17 protein-coding genes are annotated in these 20,833 nt (G+C 35.6%); 14 read left to right on the top strand and 3 right to left on the bottom strand.

Features of this window, described 5'->3' with window-relative positions; all coding sequences use genetic code 11:
- The first annotated feature begins 32 nt into the window (after nt 1-32).
- The 6 genes from K4L44_08900 to K4L44_08925 all read left to right on the top strand — a co-directional run bounded on the left by K4L44_08900 (nt 33) and on the right by K4L44_08925 (nt 4,930).
- The gene (locus tag K4L44_08900; protein QZE12707.1) at nt 33-557 is read left to right on the top strand and encodes a flavodoxin; all 525 of its coding nucleotides are present in this window, start codon (nt 33-35) and stop codon (nt 555-557) included.
- Nucleotides 558-839: 282 nt separating this feature from the next.
- Nucleotides 840-2,159, top strand: coding sequence for a pyridoxal phosphate-dependent aminotransferase (locus K4L44_08905; GenBank protein QZE12708.1), 1,320 nt, complete (start codon nt 840-842; stop codon nt 2,157-2,159).
- A gap of 36 nt (nt 2,160-2,195) precedes the next feature.
- Nucleotides 2,196-2,423 (top strand): 4Fe-4S binding protein, encoded by a 228-nt coding sequence (locus tag K4L44_08910; protein QZE12709.1) that lies wholly within the window; start codon nt 2,196-2,198, stop codon nt 2,421-2,423.
- A gap of 31 nt (nt 2,424-2,454) precedes the next feature.
- Entirely contained in the window at nt 2,455-3,522 is a 1,068-nt protein-coding gene (locus K4L44_08915) for a 3-methyl-2-oxobutanoate dehydrogenase subunit VorB (GenBank protein QZE15988.1), read from the top strand.
- 3 nt (nt 3,523-3,525) lie between these two features.
- Nucleotides 3,526-4,341, top strand: a complete 816-nt coding sequence (locus K4L44_08920) for a 2-oxoglutarate oxidoreductase (GenBank protein ID QZE12710.1) — start codon at nt 3,526-3,528, stop codon at nt 4,339-4,341.
- 37 nt (nt 4,342-4,378) lie between these two features.
- On the top strand, nt 4,379-4,930 hold the full coding sequence (locus K4L44_08925; GenBank protein ID QZE12711.1) for a 2-oxoacid:acceptor oxidoreductase family protein: 552 nt from the start codon (nt 4,379-4,381) through the stop codon (nt 4,928-4,930).
- Between the two features lie 93 nt (nt 4,931-5,023).
- Here K4L44_08925 and K4L44_08930 read toward each other — a convergent pair whose 3' ends face one another.
- On the bottom strand, nt 5,024-6,052 hold the full coding sequence (locus tag K4L44_08930; GenBank protein QZE12712.1) for a hypothetical protein: 1,029 nt from the start codon (nt 6,050-6,052) through the stop codon (nt 5,024-5,026).
- 226 nt (nt 6,053-6,278) lie between these two features.
- On the opposite strand from K4L44_08930, the gene K4L44_08935 reads away from it, so the two are divergent.
- The 4 genes from K4L44_08935 to aroC all read left to right on the top strand — a co-directional run bounded on the left by K4L44_08935 (nt 6,279) and on the right by aroC (nt 11,124).
- On the top strand, nt 6,279-6,941 hold the full coding sequence (locus tag K4L44_08935) for a DUF4136 domain-containing protein (protein QZE12713.1): 663 nt from the start codon (nt 6,279-6,281) through the stop codon (nt 6,939-6,941).
- Nucleotides 6,942-6,947: 6 nt separating this feature from the next.
- On the top strand, nt 6,948-7,598 hold the full coding sequence (locus K4L44_08940; GenBank protein QZE12714.1) for a hypothetical protein: 651 nt from the start codon (nt 6,948-6,950) through the stop codon (nt 7,596-7,598).
- A 261-nt stretch (nt 7,599-7,859) separates the two neighbouring features.
- On the top strand, nt 7,860-9,890 hold the full coding sequence (locus tag K4L44_08945) for a transketolase (GenBank protein ID QZE12715.1): 2,031 nt from the start codon (nt 7,860-7,862) through the stop codon (nt 9,888-9,890).
- Nucleotides 9,891-10,050: 160 nt separating this feature from the next.
- Nucleotides 10,051-11,124 carry a chorismate synthase gene (gene aroC / locus K4L44_08950; GenBank protein ID QZE12716.1) on the top strand — a complete coding sequence of 358 codons (1,074 nt, stop codon included), beginning with the start codon at nt 10,051-10,053 and terminating at the stop codon, nt 11,122-11,124.
- Nucleotides 11,125-11,231: 107 nt separating this feature from the next.
- Here aroC and K4L44_08955 read toward each other — a convergent pair whose 3' ends face one another.
- Nucleotides 11,232-13,541 (bottom strand): GH92 family glycosyl hydrolase, encoded by a 2,310-nt coding sequence (locus K4L44_08955; GenBank protein QZE12717.1) that lies wholly within the window; start codon nt 13,539-13,541, stop codon nt 11,232-11,234.
- A 361-nt stretch (nt 13,542-13,902) separates the two neighbouring features.
- Here K4L44_08955 and K4L44_08960 point away from each other — a divergent pair, with 361 nt between their 5' ends.
- The 4 genes from K4L44_08960 (at nt 13,903) to K4L44_08975 (ending at nt 19,246) form a co-directional block, all read left to right on the top strand.
- A complete protein-coding gene (locus K4L44_08960; protein ID QZE12718.1) occupies nt 13,903-16,254 on the top strand; it encodes a LysM peptidoglycan-binding domain-containing protein in 2,352 nt (783 codons plus the stop codon).
- A gap of 465 nt (nt 16,255-16,719) precedes the next feature.
- Nucleotides 16,720-17,559: a helix-turn-helix domain-containing protein gene (locus K4L44_08965; GenBank protein QZE12719.1), complete on the top strand. Its 840-nt coding sequence runs from the start codon at nt 16,720-16,722 to the stop codon at nt 17,557-17,559.
- Between the two features lie 3 nt (nt 17,560-17,562).
- A complete protein-coding gene (locus K4L44_08970; protein ID QZE12720.1) occupies nt 17,563-18,210 on the top strand; it encodes a hypothetical protein in 648 nt (215 codons plus the stop codon).
- A gap of 1 nt (nt 18,211) precedes the next feature.
- Entirely contained in the window at nt 18,212-19,246 is a 1,035-nt protein-coding gene (locus K4L44_08975) for an alpha/beta hydrolase (GenBank protein ID QZE12721.1), read from the top strand.
- Nucleotides 19,247-19,974: 728 nt separating this feature from the next.
- Here the strand turns inward: K4L44_08975 and K4L44_08980 are convergent.
- Complete coding sequence (locus K4L44_08980) at nt 19,975-20,781, bottom strand: prolyl oligopeptidase family serine peptidase (protein ID QZE12722.1); 807 nt, start codon at nt 20,779-20,781, stop codon at nt 19,975-19,977.
- Nucleotides 20,782-20,833 lie beyond the last annotated feature (52 nt).

Raw genomic sequence — 20,833 nt, forward strand, 5'->3', positions numbered from 1 at the left:
ATTCCAAAGTAACTTACCTTAAACATTTATTTATGAATAAAATTGCCCTAGTTTATGGTCCTCAAGGAGGAGCTACTGAAAAAGTTGCAAATATAATCGCCCAGAAAATTGGGTCGAAAAAAATTGATATTATTCCAGTTAAAGAAGCAACACAACAGAAGCTATCATCTTATCAAAATATGATATGTGGGACAGCAACCATAGGAGATGATACTTGGGATCAGAACTTTAAGAAGGATGATTGGTCCAACTTCTTTCCCATCCTACACGAAATGGATTTAAGTCATCAAACAATTGCTTGTTTTGGGCTTGGGGATCATATTACCTATGCTGCTCATTTTGTAGATGGCTTGGGTAAGTTGGTACATAAACTAGAAGAACAAGGAGCAAGTTGTATAGGAGGAGTTGATATGAGTGGTTATGAATTTACGCACTCAGAAGCGATAAAGGGAAAAACTTTTGTTGGACTTCCATTAGACGAAGACTTCGAAGCAGAAAAGACAGATGAAAGGATTGAGAATTGGCTCAAACTTATCCTGCCAATTTTCAATAAGTAACATTCAATAGTACAAATAGTTTAGGCTCCATGGGAACTAAACTATTTGTTTTATAAATAAGGACCTAAAGTTCGTAAGTTTAGGATAAGCCGAAACAAATTCATATATTTAGGTCATCATTATATCATAAAACATGCGTTCTATCATTGTTTTATTATATTTTTTTTATATAACCAAACTTTAGTAAATAGATCTTTGCTATTTATATTAGATCGTGTATCTAGCCTTTTTTGACTAGAATTTTCACCACATTCTTAATGGATGACACAGAAAAAGAAAAAGATGAATCATACACTTATAGATCACGATATTGTAAAAAGAAATATCGATAAATTACAACTAAAAAACCTAAGTGAAGCTTCGATTAGAGAGATTGTTCTTTTAGCAAATAACATTCAAAAAGAGAGTGGTATTCCATTTATTAGAATGGAGATGGGAATACCAGGGATACCCGCTCTTGATGAAGGGGTAAAAGCACAAATCGATGCCTTAAAAGAGGGAGTTGCATCACAATATCCTGCTATAGATGGAGTAGAACCATTCAAACAGGAAAGTCAACGTTTCATTAAGAACTTTCTAAATATAGAACTTAGTTCAGAAAATTGTATCCCTACTGTGGGAGCAATGCAGGGTACTTATGCCGCTTTTTTGACTTGCAATCAACTAGACAAAACAAAAGATACTACGCTTTTCATTGATCCGGGTTTTCCAGTTCAAAAACAGCAACATATGGTCATGGGACATAAATATGAATCTTTTGATGTATATGAACACCGAGGAGAAAAACTATACAAAAAACTAGAATCTTACCTTTCTAAAGGAAATATACACTCTATCATATACTCCAATCCCAACAATCCATCTTGGATCTGTATGACAGAGGAAGAACTAAAGATTATCGGAACTTTAGCAAATAAGTACGATGTAGTTGTTTTAGAAGATTTGGCATACTTTGGGATGGATTTTCGCCATGCTTATGGCAGTCCAAAAGAGAAACCATTTCAACCAACAGTAGCAAACTACACTGATAACTATATCCTGTTTATATCAAGTTCTAAAATATTCTCCTATGCTGGTGAACGTATTGGAATGATTGCTATTTCTGATAAATTAGCAGAAAGAAATTATCCTGAACTACAAAACAGATGGAATATTCCATCATTTGGGGCAGCACTTGTATACCGAGCCCTATATTCCTTATCCTCAGGAACTTCACATTCAGCACAAAGAGCAATGGCTGCAATGCTAAAGAGTGCGAATGACAAAAAAATAAACTTTTTAGATAATTTAGATGAGTATCGTCATCGTGCAAGTGTTATGAAAAGTATATTTTTGAATAATGGTTTTGAACTAGTGTACGATAAAGATATTGACCAAGAGATCGGAGATGGTTTCTACTTTACAATATGCTATCCTAAAATGGATGGTGCGACTCTATTAGAGGCGCTTTTACACTTTGGTATCAGTGCCATTACACTTGACAATACTGGTAGCAACCAACAAGGATTACGAGCATGTGTTTCACATGTAAATAGAGACCAATTGGAAACGCTACAACAAAGAATAGAAAAATTTCAATCACAATATCAACAGTGGATGTGAACCTACTGTTACTAATTTAAATAAAACCTGTAAGTTATGGCTAAAATAAAAGGAGCTGTAGTGGTGGATACAGAAGAGTGCAAAGGATGCAACCTTTGTGTGGTAGCTTGTCCGACACAAACACTAAGCCTAAACCGCAACGTCAATGGCAAAGGCTACAATTTCTCCTATATGGAGAACCCAGATAGTTGCATAGGATGTTCTAATTGTTCGTTGGTGTGTCCGGATAGTTGTATTACAGTGTACAGAGTAAAAACTGCTTAAAAAACATCAGATAATGGGAGAATTAAAGTTAATGAAGGGAAATGAAGTTATTGCAGAAGCAGCTATTCGTTGTGGATGTGATGGATACTTCGGTTACCCTATTACTCCTCAATCGGAGGTAATGGAAACCTTAATGAACAATCGTCCATGGGAAACTACAGGTATGGTTGTTCTTCAAGCAGAGAGTGAGACTGCATCTGTAAATATGTTATATGGTGGTGCTGCTACTGGAAAAAAAGTAATGACATCCTCTTCTAGTCCAGGGATTAGTTTGATGACAGAAGGTTTATCGTATTTGGCAGGAGCTGAATTACCATGTCTAATACTAAATGTACAACGTGGTGGACCAGGATTGGGAACAATCCAACCGTCACAAGCTGACTACTTCCAATGTGTAAAAGGAGGTGGACACGGAGATTATAAATTGATCGTTTTGGCTCCTTCTTCAGTGCAAGAGATGCATGATTTTGTAGAGCTGGGTTTCGACCTTGCATTTAAATACCGTAACCCTGCATTGATTCTCTCTGATGGAGCTATTGGGCAGATGATGGAAAAGGTGGAGTTGGCACCTCAAAAACCAAGATGGACAGACCAAGAGATTCAAGAGATCTCTGGTTCATGGGCTACTACAGGGAAGACGAAAGACCGCAAACAAAATGTGGTAACTTCTCTAGAACTGGACTCAGAGCAAATGGAACAAAATAACTTAAAATTCCAAGCAAAATATGCTGAGATCCAAGAGAATGAAGTTCGTTATGAAGAGATAGACTGTGAAGACGCAGACTATATTTTTGTAGCATTTGGCTCTTCTGCACGTATTTGTCAAAAGTCAATGCAGATTGCTAAAGAGAAAGGTTACAAAGTAGGTCTTCTTCGTCCTATCACTCTTTTCCCATTCCCTACCAAGCAAATTGCTGCTTTGGCAGAGAAGGTAAAAGGATTCTTAACTGTTGAGTTGAATGCTGGACAGATGGTTGAAGATGTACGTCTTGCTGTTAATGGTAAAAAACCTGTGGAACACTTTGGAAGAATGGGAGGTATCATTCCTTCTCCAAGTGAAGTAGTCACTGCGCTTGAGCAAAAAGTTATCGGAGGATAAAAAATGGCAGAAATTTCAGATGCACTAAAGAATATAATGAGACCTGAGAACATTGTTTCACAAAAAAGTTCGGTACTAACCAACGAAACAATGCACTATTGTCCAGGTTGTAGTCACGGGGTAATTCATAAAATTATTGCCGAAGTGATTCATGAGATGGATATTCAAGAGGAAACTATCGGGGTGGCTCCAGTGGGTTGTTCTGTGTTTGCCTACAACTATATTGACATCGATTGGCAAGAAGCAGCGCACGGACGTGCACCTGCACTTGGCACAGCAATCAACAGATTAAATCCTGATAAATTTGTATTTACGTATCAAGGAGATGGTGATTTGGCTGCGATAGGTACAGCAGAGACTCTTCATGCTGTAAACCGTGGTGAAAACATGGTTATGGTCTTCGTAAATAACGGAATCTATGGAATGACTGGAGGTCAGATGGCTCCAACCACCATGCAAGGACAGGTGACTGCAACCACTCCTTATGGTAGAAATATCGACCTACACGGATATCCATTGAAAATTACGGAAATGCTTGCGCAACTTCCAGGAGCATGTTATGTAACTCGTCAGAGTGTAGAGACTCCTGCTGCAGTTAGAAAGACAAAAAAAGCGATCCGTAAGGCTTTCGAAAACACCAAGTTGAAAAAAGGAACTTCTTTTGTAGAGGTGGTTTCTACTTGTAACTCAGGATGGAAGATGACACCAGTGGGTGCAAACGATTGGATGCGAGACAACATGTTCCCATTCTATCCTCTAGGAGATCTTAAGGATGGAGAGAAGATGAGTGCAGAGGAACTTCCAAATGTAGGCAAGTAATATATCTCGTTTAAAAACATTTCTAACTCTTGAAATTATGACAGAAGAAATAATCATCGCAGGCTTTGGAGGTCAAGGAGTTTTGTCGATGGGAAAAATTCTTGCTTACTCAGGTGTAATGCAAGATAAAGAAGTAACTTGGATGCCTTCATACGGCCCTGAGATGCGTGGTGGTACAGCAAATGTAACTGTGATTTTAAGTGACGATCGTATTAGCTCTCCTATTCTTCATGAATATGATACAGCAATCATTCTGAACCAACAATCAATGGATAAGTTTGAAAAAACAGTAAAACCAGGTGGTACTCTAATCTTTGATCCAAATGGAATTATGCACCCACCTACTAGAGAAGATATTAATATCTACAAGATAGAGGGAGCGAAAAAAGCTGCTGAGATGGGAAATCCTAAGACGTTCAATATGATTATCCTTGGAGGATACTTAAAGGTTAAACCTGTAGTACTTCCAGAGAATGTAAAGAAAGGTCTTGAAAAATCTCTTCCAGAAAGACACCACAAACTAATCCCTATAAACCTAGAGGCTATCGAACTAGGAAAAGAGAGCCTAGAAACTATACATTCGGTCTAAACAAAACCCAAATAATAGATATATTTAAGGAGAGGATTCACGTTAGAATCTTCTCCTTTTTTAGTTTTTAATGATGCTTATTAAAAGAGTAGGTTATTTATTATGAGACAAAAGTTTGTGAGCAAACCTGTAATTGAATGTGAATTGCAAATTTCGATATCCATTACCTGCTCCATAATCTACACGAAACCACATTCGTTTGCTGTATAAATACTGTACTCCAACTAAGAAAGCCCAATCTCCTACCCGCTCTTTATTGAAAGTATAATAAAGCGTAGAAGGATAATTTTCTGGATCAGGTATTTTATCTTGCAATCCTTCGATAAAACGATCCACTATCACTTGTTGTGGCTTGCTTAGGTTATTATAAAACTCCGCAGCTCCAGTTTTAATTTGATCAACGACCTCATGAACTTCTGGTGTATCAATAAAACCAAGCGCTTTACTCATATCGATACTTCCCTTTGAGTAAGAGTTAAAATTTTGATATTGGCACCCAATATTAAGTCCGATCTTATGTAGTCCTGTAATATTAAAATTTCGTCCCAAACGAAAAGATGCAATATTACCTTTAATAGTACTAGTTAAAGCACTAGAATAGGTATAACTTCTATTAAAGTTCAGTGCCATATAATAATGTTTAAACCCATAAGCCAAGACTCCTCCAAAACCAACAGTATTCGCTGTGGGTTCGGTATGAATTGGAATATCAACAGGGAATGTTACCTGTGTATTTGCGTCAGTCCATGAATGAGCATAGATACCATAAATATTTAAAAAAGGGAATAACCAAGCATCTAAACGAATATTCATCACATTCGTAGTATTACGAGCTTTATCAAACTCTACCCATGAGAAATCTTGGTATGTACCAAACTCCTCAAAAGAGAGCATTAGATCCGTGGTATTTACTTCCGTCTTTTGATGCACATAATTAAACATTAATCCAACAGGAAGGGGTAAATCATTACCCAACTTCACTATTTTCTGAGCACCAATTGGGAGTAAGTAAGGATACTTTTCTGTTGCATCTTTACCAACATAAGATGGAGTATATTGAGCAAATAAGCAGAAAGGAATAAACGAAAGCAATAAATTTAAAAACAAATTTCTATATAACATCCTTATATCCATTAGTTAAACAAACACAATAATATTAACCCAGATGAATATCAATTTGTTTAATTGGTCAAGAAATTTATCACCAACTACATATTTGAGAAGTGCCCAAAAGATTTAAAAAATGAAAATAAAAGGAGGATAGTCTTAAAATTATCAAATCATTTAAAGATTGGCACAAAGATTGAATTAGCTCTCAATATAGAAATTTAAAAACATGATATATACAATGAAACAATTTAAAAAGACATGGATAGTCGCATTGAGTATGGTGCTACTACCCTTCCTGTTCTCTTGTGAAGAGCAGGGCCCAGAATATGTAGAAGATTATGATCTAGTGATGACAACACATGATGCTGATTTTGAATTTTCAACCCCTACTTACTACCAAATTCCTGATACAATTGTACATATCGTACCAGAAGAATCGTTTCAAGACCCTATTTCTCATCAATATGATGAAAGAACAATTGAGATAATCAAAGAAGAGATGAACAGCCTAGGGTATGTGGAAGCAGATGAAAGTAATGGAGCAACACCCGAACTTATGCTAACCGTTTCGGCCATGTCTACGACCTATGTTGGAGTGGTGAATTATAACTGGTATGATTACTGGGGATGGTATGGATGGGGAAGTTACTACCCTTGGTTTGGTCCAGGATACACACCTTGGTATTCATACTACAACAATTACTATGCTTACAAAATGGGAAGTGTCATCATTCAAATGCTAGACATGACCAATGCTGACACAGAAAATAAAAAACTACCAATTGTTTGGGAAGCTAATATCAGTGGACTTCTACAAGGGTCGGATGCTTATATTCAGTCTCGTATAGAAAAAAATATACCTCAAGCATTTGAACAATCTGATTATCTAGGAAAAAAATAAAGTATCATGAGAATAAAATTATATATAACACTTTTAGTGATAGCCTTTACAACAGGGGGACTAAAAGCACAAACAATCTACGCAAATACAATCCCAACCAAAAGGCAAGAGACAAAGTCTTTGAATAGTCTATTTTTGATTAACTATAATATGGGATTTGCAAATGGAGAAATTCAAGATTTCACCCAAACCAATAGTTTTCGTGGAACCTCAATGGAATATAGAGCATTCTTGAGCAATCAAGTATCTATTGGACTCGCAGCAGATTATCAAAACTTTTATGACGCAAAAGGGAAAGAGACCATGAATTACCAAGATGCAGAGTTGACAGGAAATGCTTTTAATTGGGTCTACTCAACTACTGTAATGGCAACAATGCACTACTACCTTAAAAATCCTGCAATCTCTAAGATCACCCCATTCGTGGGTTTAGGCGCTGGAGGGGTATACACCAATTATGAAAAGACATTGGGTGGCGTACGCTTTCAAGGAGATGAATGGCAGTTTGGATTGGCACCAGAGGCAGGGTTTCTTGTTCGATTAAATAATCATCTATTTTTTAATGCGAGTGCAAGATATAACTACACCTTCGAAAGTTCAGATATGAACTCACAAAAATATTGGACTATCAAAACAGGTTTTGCTTTTGCTTTTTAATAGAGAAAGGAAACCACTTATTTATAATTATAGCAAAGGGCATTAGGGCAACTCAATGCCCTTTCTTTTTAGTTTGATTCTAAAGAGAATCAACACTCTTTTTTGACAATAACCTATTATTCAACTAGATCATCAAAACATATTAAGAAAACAGCATAGACAGCAGTCACTAAAGCTACAAAATATTCTATAGGAGTCCTATTTTTTTCCTATATTTGGGCTTTAAAATTTAATGCATACTTTTATATCAATCTAGTTACAATGAACAACAAGGTAGTAGATAAAGCAGCGGATAATATTCGAATCCTCTCAGCTTCTATGGTTGAGAAGGCAAAATCAGGTCATCCAGGTGGTGCGATGGGTGGAGCAGATTTCATCAACATTCTGTATAGTGAATTCATGAAATATGATCCAGATAATAAGCTATACCCACACCGCGATCGTTTCTTCTTGGACCCAGGACATATGTCTCCAATGCTCTATTCAACTCTCGCTTTAGCTGGGAATTATAGTATGGAGGAGCTTGCAAACTTCCGCCAGTGGGGAACAGCAACACCTGGTCACCCAGAGGTAGATTTTGCACGAGGAGTAGAGAACACATCAGGTCCTCTAGGACAGGGGCACACGATGGCTGTTGGAGCTGCTATTGCCGAAAGATTCCTTGTGGCTCGATTTGGAGAGTGGATGTCACACAAAACATACACGTTTATCTCAGATGGAGGTATCCAAGAAGAGATTTCTCAAGGTTCAGGACGTATTGCAGGAACATTAGGTTTAAGTAATCTAATCATGTTCTACGACTCTAACGATATTCAACTTTCTACCACTACTGATGCTGTATCTTCTGAAGATACTGCAATGAAGTATGAGGCATGGGGCTGGAAAACAATTACAATAGACGGGAATGATGCAGATGCGATTCGTGCTGCATTGAAAGAAGCAAACAAAGAGACAGAAAGACCAACTCTTATCATTGGTAAAACAGTGATGGGTAAAGGTGCTTTAGGTACTGAGGGAGAATCTTACGAGCGTAAAGTTTCTACTCACGGACAACCTCTTTCTGCTGCTGGGGCATCTATAGAAGAGACTATCAAAAACTTAGGTGGAAACCCAGAGGAGCCATTCCAAATCTTTGATGACGTAAAAGCACTTTACGCAGAGAGAGCGGAAGCACTTCGTCTATGGATTGCTGAACAGAATAAGATAGAAGAAGCATGGGCTAAAGAGAACTCTGATCTAGCAGTAAAACTTGCGAGTTTTTTTAATGGAGAAACTCCTGAGTTTGATTTCGACAAGATCGAACAAAAAGCCAATATTGCCACTCGTAATGCTTCAGCAACAGTGCTACAACACTTTGCTTCGGATGTAGACAACATGATTGTTGCTTCTGCCGACCTTTCTAATTCAGATAAGACTGACGGATTCCTAAAAGGTGGAAGTTATCCATTCACTAAAGGTGATTTCTCTGGAAGTTTCTTTAATGCAGGGGTATGTGAGCTTACAATGGCATGTATTATGAATGGTATGGCTCTTCATGGTGGAGTAATTCCAGTATGTGGTACTTTCTTTGTATTTAGTGACTACATGAAGCCAGCAATTCGTATGGCTGCACTTATGGAACTTCCTGTGAAGTTTGTCTGGAGCCACGATGCCTTCCGCGTTGGAGAAGATGGTCCTACACACCAACCAGTAGAGCAAGAAGCACAGGTTCGTTTGATGGAGCATTTGAAAAATCATAAGGGAGAAAACTCAATGCTTGTTCTTCGTCCTGCAGATGCACAAGAGACAACTATAGCATGGAAATTAGCATTAGAGAATACTTCTACGCCTACAGGAATGATCTTCTCTCGTCAGAATGTTCAAGATCTTCCTTCTGAAGGTTCTCGTTATGAAGATGCGAAACAAGCAGACAAAGGAGCTTATATTGTGGAAGATGATCAAAATGCAGAGATCATTCTTTTGGCTTCAGGTTCTGAAGTATCTACATTAGTAGAGGGAGCAACGAAACTTCGTAAAGAAGGTATTTCAGTACGTATTGTATCTGTTCCTTCTGAAGGTCTTTTCCGTAGTCAATCGGCAGAGTATCAAGAAGAGGTATTGCCATCAGCACTTCCTAAATTTGGTTTAACAGCAGGTCTTCCATTGACATTACAAGGACTAGTTGGGCATAACGGATGTGTATGGGGATTGAGTTCATTCGGATTCTCTGCACCTTACACTATACTTGACCAAGAGCTTGGATTCAACGGAGAGAATGTTTATAATCAAGTAAAAACATTTCTTGGAAAATAATTCTTTTTAAGAATGAAAATATACAAGGGGATGGTTTTGCCGTCCCCTTTGTTTATATATATATAGACTTTTTGCCAACAAATACCTGCCCTACAAAAACCTTTTATATCTTTACCTTACACATAGACAAAACTTATTTCAAAGATTCAAAATTAACCCTATGAATACTATTGGAAACATATTACGTTTAACAACTTATGGAGAGTCTCATGGAGCAGCTGTTGGAGGGATACTAGATGGATGCCCAGCAGGAGTTCAGATATCACAAGAGGCTATTCAAAAAGATCTAGATCGTCGTAAACCTGGACAATCTCACATTACAACACAACGTAAAGAATCGGATACTGTAGAGATACTCTCGGGTGTTTACGAAGGAGTGTCGACAGGTACACCCATCAGTTTTATTGTACGAAACAAAGACCACCACTCTTCTGATTACAACAATCTTAAAAATATATTTCGTCCTTCTCATGCTGACTACACCTATATTGCTAAATATGGACGTAGAGATCACAGAGGAGGAGGAAGATCCTCAGCAAGAGAAACCGTAGCACGAGTTGCTGGAGGTGCCATTGCAAAAGCAATATTACAACACTACCAGATTGATGTGGCAGCATACGTATCTCAAGTAGGTAAGATCACTTTGAATAAAAGCTATCATGAACTCGATATTTCAAATACCGAAAACAATATCGTTCGTTGTCCTGACGAAGAGAAAGCCAAAGAGATGATCACTGCAATTGAAGAGGCAAAAAAAGATCAAGACTCTCTAGGTGGAGTAATCTCTGCTGTTATCAAAGGAGTACCTGCAGGATTAGGCGAACCCGTTTTTAATAAACTTCATGCAGAACTAGGAGCAGCAATGCTAGGAATCAATGCAGTCAAAGGTTTTGACTATGGTTCCGGTTTTGAAGGTACAAGCCTACCTGGTTCAGCACACAACGATCCATTCATTAATGACAATGGAGAGATTAAAACTACTACAAACCACTCCGGAGGAATACAAGGGGGAATCTCAAACGGTATGGACATTCACTTCCGTGTCGCATTTAAGCCTATAGCCACCTTGGTGAAACAACAAAACACAATTAATAAAGAGAAAGAAGAGGTGCAAATACAACTTAAAGGTCGACATGATCCATGTGTTCTTCCAAGAGCAGTACCCATAGTAGAAGCGATGGCAGCCCTAGTCATAGCAGACCACCTTCTTCTACAAAGAACAAGACAGATATAGTTTCCCTTTTAGATTGATCAAGTAGGATCTCGTCATAGGGATTTGCTTTAATCAGCTGTTATAATAAAAAAAGAGTGTCGCGCGACACTCTTTTTTTATTATAACAATTAGTTCTGAGGCCAAGAAGTTGGCTCTTTACCAAACTCAACATTAGGAGTCTTCGACATAAAGAACTCAAGCTTAGCTCCAGATAAAATATCTTTTGTAGTGATATACAACTTATCGTAAGGTTTTCCATTCAATAGCACATGATCCACATAAATAGACTCATTAGATTGGTTATGTGCAATCACTTCAAAATGTTTTCCATTAGGAAGATTCCACTTCACTCTATCAAATATCGGAGAACCCAAAATATAACGATTAGAACCAGGAGTCACAGGATAGAATCCCATCGAGCTGAAAATATACCAAGCAGACATCTGACCACAATCTTCATTGTTAATCATTCCATCAGGCGTATCCTTATACATCTCATCCATTATTTGGCGTACATACTTCTGTGTTTTATAAGAAGCTCCTACATAATTATATAGATATGCATTGGCATGACCAGGCTCATCTCCATGAGCATATCCACCAATAAAGCCAGAAATATCCACATGTTGATCCCCTTCCATGTTTAATGGTGTATTAAACAGGTGATCTAGATCCTCTTCAAAAGCTTTCGAACCACCTTTCAGATTAATTAAACCTTTCATATCGTGAGGAACAAAATAGTCGTATGCCCAAATATTACCTGAGATATAGTGTGGTTTTAGTTTGGCCCAACTATTTAATTTAAACTCAGGGAACCAAGAGCCATCACTATTTTTAGGCCAAAAGTGGTTTAACTCTTTATTATAATTGTTACGATAGTTCTGTGCTCTTTTGTAGTAAGTGGAAGCAATATCTTCTTTTCCTAGTTCATCTGCAAGTTTTGCAATACACCAATCAGCATAAGCATACTCTAATGTTTTAGAAACATTGGCAGGAATATTTGAAGGGACATACCCCTTCTTGATATACAGATCAATTCCTCCAACACCATCTGAACTACTTATTTTGTCATGGGTTGCAAGATCCACCATTGCCTCCAAAGCTTGTTCCTTATCAATATTAGGAACCCCTTGCTGTATCGCATCAAAGATAAATATAACTGCAGGATTGCCAATCATACATGTATTGTCATAACCTAACAGCTCCCAAAGTGGCATATGGTCTTTCGCATCTCTGTATCTAGATATAAGAGAATTCGCCATATTAGAGACATCTTTTGGACGGATTAAAGATAGAAGTGGAAATGTTGCTCTAAAAGTATCCCAAGTAGAGAAGGTACTATAGTTTACAAAACCATTTGCTTGTAATGTTTTTCCAACAGCAACATACGATCCATCGACATCCATCCATAGATTCGGAGCTATAAAATTATGATAGATTGCAGTATAGAATATTCTTTTCTGATTTAAAGAACAACCTTCTACTTCGATAACACGACTAATATCATGCCACTCCTTAACGGTTTTTGACTTTGCTTCATCAAAAGATAGTTGTCCTCCACCGACAAGTAAGTTATTGGATGCCCCTGCTTGACTAACACCTGACAGTGCGACCTTCACCTCAAGAGGCTTTCGAAGCGTTTCATCGAAAAATACAATCGCTCTAGCATTTGGATCATCAAAATGATCCCCCTCTTTGATCTCTCTCTTTCCATCCGTAAAAATCACTTTCTTTATTGATTCAGAAAACCAAGCTTCAAAATAGACATTACGATCTCCACCCCATCCAGTAGAGTGACATAATCCCTGCATCGTATTCTTATCTACTTTTTTAAGGGATGTCGAAAATACCTTTCCAAAGATTTTATTCGTAGGGTCAATTACAACCCACTTCTTTCCCTTCGTTTTAGGGAAGGTATACTTATGAAATCCGACACGTTGGTTTGCCGTTAATGCAACTTTTACATGCGAATCTAAAAGATCAACCTCATAATATCCAGGAGAAGCACTCTCTTTTTCATGAGAGAAACGAGATCGCCATCCTTTATCTGGATCCGTTTTAGGTCCAGCTGACAAATAATAATCATTAGTTCCTGGCATCAGTAGGATATCTCCAAGATCTGACCATCCAGTTCCACTAAGGTGATTGTGACTAAATCCTTTAATGTTTGTATCAGAATAGTGGTATCCAGCACACCAATCCCATCCTTTTGTATCCGCATCAGGGCTCAGTTGAATCATACCAAAAGGAAACGTAGCACCAGGGAAGGTATGAACATGACCGCCTGTACCAATAAATGGATCCATGTATTTATAGTTGCTCATAGATTCTACCACTTCATCCGAATTGGTAGTTTTGGTTGAATCACAAGAGACGAACATAGATACCATCACAAAAGTCGCAAAAAACGATCTTACTCTACTTATGTTCTTTTGCATTATTATTTGTTTAATATGGTTAATTAATTACATTACTAAAATTGTCGTTAGAAAAATAAAACGATATACAATCTAGAATATTTAAGTCTTATTTTTAACTATCCCCAAAGTTAAAAAGAGATGAACAATAATCCACTATCTTAATCTTAACAATATCTTACACTATACCCAACAATGTATACTTTTTACAGGTTGAATGGGGTAAAATACATTATAGAGGCAAATAAATGAAGCAATGACTCTCCATTTAAAGACAACTTTTTTTACATTTGTATGAAGCCATAAACAACGAGAGTACTTTGTGATTTTTTATGGCCAAACATTTTTATTATAAATCAGATCCTATCATATTTAACTTTTGATGAAGCTAAGAAGATTTTTATTTATTATAATTCTAATTCAAACAACCTTTTTTACTGGGGTTGTTTATGCACAATCACAAAACGACACAAAGGTTGTCATTGGTAAAAAAGTATATATACTTCATCGAGTAGAGAAAAAGGAGACAGTCTACTCAATCCAAAAGAAGTATAACATTGAAGCATCAAAACTATATGGTGCAAACCCAAATTTATCTTCTCAAGGCTTAAAAGCAGAAAGCTATATAAAAATCCCAATAAGCAGACGAGAGCAAAAAAAACAGCGGTCTGTTCTTGACAAACTAAGCCAAGATAATGACTCAATCAGATTCCATAAAGTTCATAAAAAAGAGACTCTCTTCTCTATTGCTAGAAGTTATGGAGTAACAGTAGAAGAGATTGAGAGAGCCAATGGAATCAATCAGGATGCAGTAATTAAAAAAGGAGACCTGCTTCGGATTCCTATTAAAGAAGATACGAAAGAAAACCCTATCAATCCACAAGCAAAAATTTCGACGGTCAATCCTAATTTCAAGCAACACATTGTTACAGATGGAGAAACACTATTCTCTATATCAAGAGAGCACAATATTCCCTTCTCAGAATTAAAGAAATCAAACCCTTCTTTAGGGACTTCCATATCGGTAAATGACACCATTCTAATCCCTTTGGTTATAGGGAAAAGAATAGATCAAGCAACCCAAAAGGTAATTGAAAACAAGTACTTCTATTATCGTATATCGACCAAAGACACATATTGGAAATTAGATCAAAAATATGGAGTTACAAAGAGTGAGATCCTTCAATATAATCCAATACTCAATGATGCTTTAATTCCCGGCATTGTGATTCGTCTACCATATAGAAGAACAACCAACGAGGTGGTACGTATTTTGGATAACGACAACTTCTATCAATACCATGTAGAAGCGCAAGAGACTCTATATACCATTGCAAAAAAACATGGAGTAACTGTAAGAATGCTAAAAGAGATCAACCCTAAACTAAAAGTTCAAGGGTTGATGAAAGGGGATGTGATTATCATTCCTAAGCCACAGATTGCAAGCAGTTTTGAAGCAGGAATTAATGATTCTATACTACAAAGTTCTTACCTTATTGATAAGATAAGCTTTCTATCAACCAAAGAGTTTATTATTAATCCAAACTCAGAAACATTCAATATAGGTGTAATGGTTCCCATTTATTCTGAAGTAAACAAACAATTAAATAACAGAATATTTGAGCCAAATAGCCCTGAGTCACTAAAAGATACGACAAAAGTGACTCCTCACCTCTATTCACGTTCGAAGAACTTCCTGTCTTTCTATGAGGGGATGATGATGGGGATTGATTCTTTAAATAGGAAAGGACTTAATGTTAAGGTATATCTGTTTGATACAGAGAAGAAGACACAAAGTATTGATTCTCTATATGCAACAGGAATATTCAGCAATTTAGATCTTATTGTTGGACCAATCTTTCCAAATACACAACAAGCGGTGATGAAATATATCAAGGACAAAAATGTCCCTGTAATATCACCTCTCTCTTCGAATGATAAAAACACCAAGAAGTATGAGAACTTATATCAAGTAAATCCATCATCGGCGTATAAAGCAAAAATGACTTCTGAATATGTGATTGACACCTACTTAGATCAAAATATAATCGCTTTTAAAACCAATGACGAAGTTCTAACAAAAGAGTTGGTTACACCTGTTAAAGATGCCATGTTTAAAGAACATGTGAATCGCGAAAATGATGTAAACTTCACTGAATTTAAGTTAGATCTTTATGGAATTGAGGGCCTACGCTTTATCCTTAAAAGAGAAAGGCCTAATGTAATTCTCCTGCCATCAAAGAATGAGGCAGTAGTGAGTCAAACACTAGGGCAACTAAATGCATTGGCTCTTGATTTCAATATTACGGTAATTGGATTTAATGAATGGACTAAATATCGAAGTGTAAAAGAAGAAGTTTTCCATAATCTAAACTTAAAATACCTTACACCTTACCACATTAATTATCAGGCAACTCAAACTATTTCATTCATAAAAAATTATAAGAAATATTATTATGCAGAGCCTAATAACTTTGCCTTCCAAGGTTTTGATATCTCAATCTATTTTGGCGAAGCAATGTTAAAGTATGGAAACAATTTCCCTCAAATGATGATAGACAACAATGTAACACTGAATCAGATGAACCCAAATTTCGTAAAAATATCTAAGTTTGGTGGATTTATGAATCACACATTATTTATAATGAACTACAACAAGGAGTTTGAGGTAAAATGTCTTGGAACAACAAATCTTTATAGATCCATTCCGATAAGGAAGAAACAGAATCTGTAATTAATAGCTTTCACTATTAAAATTCCTATCAGATATTGTTTACACGACATCTAGACAATTATATAAATAGAATAGGATACATGAATAGGGTTCAGTACTTGTTATACTGAACCCTTTCTTTTATCTTCAAAGGAAACTAGTTGAAATTATTGCGATTAATTAGATGGCATCAAGGGTCCTATAACTTTTTAAAACAAGAGATAATATAAATAAAAGCGAAAAAGACATTTTGTAAGAAATAACATAATCACAAAGCATATAGATCACATTAACTTCAACTTGCAGTTTGCTATTAGAAAATAAAACGAAGAAGTATCTTAGTATCATTAATGGGGCTGTTCATAAATAATATATTACCGTACATTTCGTAAAACTTTCAATAACACGTATGACAGAATATCTTAATCGAATAATAAGGGAATCATATAATACTGAATATCAAGCCTGAATAGAAACAAATTAAATATGATTATTCAACAATATTTTCGACCGTTAAGTCGTGAACTCAAACATTTTATTGTCAACTTCTCTTATTATGAGTCGAATCTAAAATCGACATCAGACATATGGATGGGGCTAATTCCTAATGCTACAACGAATATTATTATATCATTAGAGGACGAGGTCTCGATAAATGACAAGAACAACAGATCAGAAACATTTATTTCCATTTCTTGTTCTAGTCCAATTGGGATAAAAGATAAAAAACATTTTAAGGCAATTATGGTACAACTTAATCCATTCGCTTTATATTATATATTGGGTATTCCCATGAATAATCTAACAAACTGCCTTATTCCATTAGATTCCATTATTTCATCTCATGAGATCAATCTTTTAATTGAACAAATTAATAATACAAAAGAAGTAAAAGACAAAATACTTGTTTTCGAAGATTTTCTTAAAATTAAATTTGACTTAGGGCGTGTAAATAATCGTCTTCCACACGCATTGAATATAATTAATAAGAACCCTTCAATATCAATGGATTTATTGAGTCACGAACTTTGCATAACAACTCGTGCGGTACGGAAAATGTTCAATCACTATATTGGGATGAGTCCTAAATTTTATTCTAATATTATCCGATTTAATAATTCCGTAATGGATATTATGAACCATCCAGAGACAAACCTTACAGAGATTGGATTACAAAACAATTATTTTGATCAATCACACTTTATAAAAAACTTCTCTTTATTCTCAGGAATGACACCAAATCAATTTCTTAAGAATAGATCAAAAAGTACCGATTTTTACAATTTCACCTTAGACAACTCCCATAGTTTTGTAAAAAAAAGCTAGAGCATGAAAAAAAACATTTTTCTTTTAATCTTATTCTCGGCAACATTATTATGTTATGGTCAAGATGATAAGATATATACCCCGACTAATTGGAATACAAAAGTTTCTTTTAATACATCTTCACTTAAAGGATATGGGATGCATATTGGACTAGAGTATCCTTTTAGGAAAGTGGAGGTAACTAAAATAAAAAAGAGCAGTAAACAAAAACAAATCCTCAAAAACAACTATATAACAGGCAATGTAAGTTTCTATAATCAGAATAATTATCACACCAATCTATATATGACCGTTGGTTATACAAAAAGACGAATTGGTCACAAAGGTTTTTTTCAAGAATTCTCGATCGAAACAGGATACAGTCGAACATTCTTAGCTGGCAAAACATATAGTGTAGATAATACTGGAGTAATCACAGAAGTTTCAAATCCAGGGTATAATTATTTCTTATTAAATATTGGAGGAGGATTAGGATATGACTTTTCAAAGAGAAAACCGTCTATACCTCTTTCAGTATTTGTAGAATTAAATGTGAATTTACTAACTCCTTATAGTAGTAAATCAATGTACAAACCGACACTCGAGATTGGCGTTATCTATAGACTACCTATTCTATCAACCGATACAAGAACAATAAAGAAAACTAAATAACATGAGTCGATTAAATATAATAATAGCTATCATTCTTACCTCATTTGTTTCTTGTGATAAAGATAAGATCACGATAAGTAATAATGTTTCAGAAACATTTTTTGTTGACAATAAAAATGCTTCAATGCGAGTATTGGTTGAAGGAAACACCTCGAGTAAAACTATAATTCTGACTATACATGGAGGACCAGGGGCATTTTCAGCTGCATTTAATACCGATTATATTAGTCATATACTAGAGCCCAAATATGCAATGGCATATTGGGATCAAAGAAATGCAGGCGCTTCTCAAGGAGGGAATAATATATCAGAATTAAAATTTGAGAATGTTGTTGAAGATTTAAAAAAAGTAATTCAAGTATTGCATTATCGATATGGAACGAATACAAAGATATTTATAATGTCACATAGTTATGGAGCTTCCATTGCTTCATCCTTTTTAACAAAATTAGACAACCAGGAGATGATTGACGGATGGATAAACATAGGAGGTTGTAATGATAATAAGAAATTACCACAATTTATTTTAGAACATTTATCCAAAACTTCTAAAGAACAGATTGCAATAGGAAACAAAGTTCCTGAATGGGAAGATATTCAAAAGTTTTGCTCAAACTGTGATGTCTCAGACCCTAATCAAAAAGATTTACTAAATGATCAAGCTAAAAAGGCAGAAAAATTAATGGGTGTCGAAAGTGATTTAGTGAAACTATTTATGAAATATGCAATCAAAGATGAATGGCCAATAATGGGGATTATGGCAAATGTACAAAGCAATGGAAATTATTCTCCATCTGTAAGTTTTACAGATGAAGAGTTAGCAAGAATAAAAACGCCTGCATTATTTATGTACGGAGATTATGACTTTACCTGCCCTTATCTTTTGGGTGAATATACTATTTCTAGACTATCAACTCCTGAAACAGAAAAGGAGATGTGTATTGTCAAAAATGCTGGACATGCTCTTTGGGAGCACCGTGAAGTTCTCTTTTGTGATAAAGTAATTGACTTCGTCGACAAATATAAATCGAAATAACATCATTATTTCACAGGATACTTATTTATAAATCACCGATTGAAATTCTTCATTGGTGATTTTATTTATACATAAGATTGCTTTCTCGAGTAACAATCAATTCAGAATAATAAACATATTCATCTAATAATGTAGTAATAAAGGACCTATAAGCAATAATATACTCGAGCAGATAAAGCCCAAGAACAACAATCTATGACCCCCCATTTAGAAGACACGAAGTATCTAAAAAAATAATCTCAAATGCTTAAGGAATGAAATGGCTTTAGTAAAAATACTATTCATTATCTTGATACTTTAAAATTACAATTCATTAAATAATTGTAATGTAAATAATCCGAATAAAAGTGAGAATACAATACTATATCACTAATTCGAATAGTCAGACGAATTTAATTATTAAAGATTTTAGTGGTTATTGTTAAATGGAGATTCTGAATCGCATTCGTGATGTTAATTCTAGTATAGACAAATTTAAATCTTTAATCCATGTGGAACAAAAGTCAACACCTTCTATTATATTATTCATCTGTAGCAGATAGATAAAGAAAAAGAATTATAACAACTTAAATATTTTAAGCAAATAGCTCGTCTACAATATTGATAAAACAAACGAGTTCTTTACGACTTAAACCTTCAAAGCAAGTCCCTAGTATCGTAATAACGAATGCGGATGACGAAACAACTTTTAGATACATTATTCTTTGGATACACAATATTTCTAAGATCTACAAAATATTTATCCATTGCCAATATCCATCAACCCATTTCAGAGAATCAGAGTATCCTAAACCAAATCCATGCCCTCCAACTTCAAAAACTTTCACCATATGGTCTATATCATTCTCTTTTAAGGAGGTAATATATCGTTTCGAGTTTTCTGGCAAAATACGTCTATCATCCTCAGTATACATCACAAAAGAGCGAGGTGTTTTCGGACCCACAAGATATTCAACTGAAATATTTCTAGCTTGCTCAGCATCAAAACTCTCACCGAGTAAGGCTTTTGTACATCCTACATCCCGACATGTGTCAGAAAGAGAAACTACGGAGTAACAGATACCCAAAGTAGAATAACAAAGACTTCCAAAACCATATGCCCTTCCGACATGATGAGCCACCATAGATGCAAAATGACCTCCTGCGGAGAAACCTATTATATGGAGATTCTTTTGTTCTATTCCACGATACAGAGGATCATAAAATAGCTTAGACTGAAGGGCATAAAATTGACTAAGCATTCTTTGATAGTCTCCATAATATATGGGGTATTGCACAACCACGGACATCGCACCACGATTACAAAGATCTACTGCAATATCCATTCCCTCTTTTATCATTGAGAGTTTAGAATAACCACCCCCAGGAAATATAAATATTACATCGGTTGTTGGATTATTGGGGTGATATATATAGAACTTAGCTTCTTCGATACGACCTCGAAGGATTCCATTCTGATCAAGAGATCTATCTTCTATTAACTCTGACTCACAAACACTCTTTTCTCCTGACTCTTGATATATGACAACATTCATTCTATAAAACTTTTTAACCAATATACTTGTTAAAATGAGCAAAAGCAACAAA

This window comes from Prolixibacteraceae bacterium, assembly GCA_019720755.1.
Classification (GTDB): Bacteria; Bacteroidota; Bacteroidia; order Bacteroidales; family Prolixibacteraceae; genus Halosquirtibacter; species Halosquirtibacter laminarini.